Source organism: Oleiphilus sp. HI0066, assembly GCF_001635725.1.
The window spans coordinates 1-1,556 of the sequence record NZ_LWFH01000173.1 but is presented as its reverse complement, the minus strand read 5'-3'; the positions used below and the strand labels follow the sequence as shown (position 1 = coordinate 1,556).

Below are 1,556 nucleotides of genomic sequence, written 5' to 3'. Positions count from 1 at the left end.
CCGCGGATAAACTAATTGTTGAGCGCATTAAAGAAGTGTTTCCAGATCATCGTTTTTTGACTGAGGAAACCTGCACAGACAAATCACTCGGGCATGATTTAAGCAGTCCAATTTGGATCATCGACCCCATAGATGGAACCGTCAACTATGCCCACGGACAGCAGATGGTCGCAGTCAGTATTGCATTTGCTTGCGATGGAGATGTGCAATGCGGGGTCGTATACAACCCGTTCCTAGATGAAATGTTTTGCGGATTAAAGGGTGCCGGCGCAACTCTCAACGAAGAGGCTATAAGCATAAGTGGCCAACAAAATTTTCGTAAAGCAGTCTTTGCAACGGGCTTCCCCTATGACAAAAGCACGCTTCCTCCGATACTCGAACGCGTGACCATTATGCTCGAAAAATGCCAAGACTTACGTCGTTTAGGCAGTGCTGCCTTAGATATTTGTTGGGTTGCGTGCGGCCGCCATGATTTTTACTTTGAATCTTTAAGCCCATGGGACTTTGCCGCGGCACGTGTCATTGCTATAGAAGCAGGCGCACGTTGCGGCCATTTCAGTGAAGTTCCAGCTCATATTCCTGCGGCCATTTATGATCAGAACTTATTGATAAGTTCGCCCGCACTCTTCGATCAAGCACGAGCGCTTCTCGCCCCAACAACCTAAATTATGGCTATTGAAATAAGCCACTCGCTAAGATCGGCCAATGACTCACCCAATGCGCCGTTGGCTTAACTTTGAACTCACTACGAACAAATTGGTGAACGCGCCCTTCAACATTGACCAACAACAAGTTTGCGCTAGCCGCTGAACTAAGACGTCTGGTCAAACCCTCTTGGGCCTCACCTTCTTTGATAATTTGCTTGAGTTCTGTTTCTAAGCGTTGAAAAAACTGCTCGGCGCGATTCCGAACTTTTTCGTTCTCTCCCGCTAATGCATCACCAGCAAGAATGCGACACATTCCTTGATTCTTTTCAGCAAAAGCAAGCACCAAAGTTAGTATCTTCTGCAGCTTGTCTAAACAGCCTTGCCCCTCAGCCTTAATACGCGTCACACGGCTAAACACAGTCTCTTCGATAAACTCAATAAGGCCTTCATACATTTTCGCCTTACTCGGGAAGTGCCTGTAAAGCGCAGCCTCGGTAACCCCGACTTCAACCGCGAGCTTTGCAGTGGTGATACGCTCCCCTAAATTGTCCTCAAGCATACTGGCTAGTACTTGAAGGATTTGCTCTTTTCTACTCACTTTTTGTTTTTTTTCCGGGGCCATTGTGGCTATCTACCCTCGTTATTTTAATTAAACTCAACCTTAAATTAGGCCTTCAAGAGGGGAAGATGCAGAAGCGTATAGTTTACGAGGCATCCGACCCGCTAAGTATGCAGCGCGACCACTTTCAACCGCCAATTTCATTGCGTGCGCCATCATCACAGGATCTTTAGCTGCTGCAATGGCAGTATTCATCAACACGCCATCACAACCAAGTTCCATCGCTATCGCTGCATCCGAAGCCGTACCAACGCCCGCATCAACTAAAATGGGCACATTCGCATTCTCAA

2 protein-coding genes and 1 pseudogene are annotated in these 1,556 nt (G+C 47.3%); 1 reads left to right on the top strand and 2 read right to left on the bottom strand.

Annotated features, from left to right (window positions below):
* The coding region (locus tag A3738_RS02920) for an inositol monophosphatase family protein (protein ID WP_068763337.1) at positions 1-665 on the top strand (665 nt) is incomplete at its 5' end.
* 7 nt (positions 666-672) lie between these two features.
* Here the strand turns inward: A3738_RS02920 and slmA are convergent.
* Both slmA and A3738_RS02910 read right to left on the bottom strand, forming a co-directional pair.
* Positions 673-1,269, bottom strand: coding sequence for a nucleoid occlusion factor SlmA (slmA, locus tag A3738_RS02915; RefSeq protein WP_068481448.1), 597 nt, complete (start codon positions 1,267-1,269; stop codon positions 673-675).
* A gap of 39 nt (positions 1,270-1,308) precedes the next feature.
* Positions 1,309-1,556: pseudogene (locus A3738_RS02910) on the bottom strand (thiazole synthase); the annotation flags it as partial.